Below are 228 nucleotides of genomic sequence, written 5' to 3' on the forward strand. Positions count from 1 at the left end.
GGCGCCACGCTCCCCGCCGCCCCCGCCCTCTCCGGCTGCGCCAACAGCACCCCGCTGGACGCGCCCACCGACGACGCCGGCGACGGTGGTGGCAGCGTCACCATCGTCATCGGCTCGCAGGCCTACTACTCGAACGAGATCATCGCCGTGATCTACGCGCAGGCGCTCGAGGCCGCCGACTTCGACGTCGACCGCCAGTTCAGCATCGGCCAGCGCGGCGCCTACATG

Annotated in this window: 1 protein-coding gene; it reads left to right on the forward strand. The window is 71.9% G+C overall.

The genetic code is table 11. From position 1 onward, the window contains the following. The coding region (locus KVS71_RS19750; RefSeq protein ID WP_302677838.1) for a glycine betaine ABC transporter substrate-binding protein at positions 1-228 on the forward strand (228 nt) is incomplete at both ends.

Source organism: Microbacterium sp. GbtcB4, from assembly GCF_019091465.1.
Lineage (GTDB): Bacteria > Actinomycetota > Actinomycetes > Actinomycetales > Microbacteriaceae > Microbacterium > Microbacterium paraoxydans.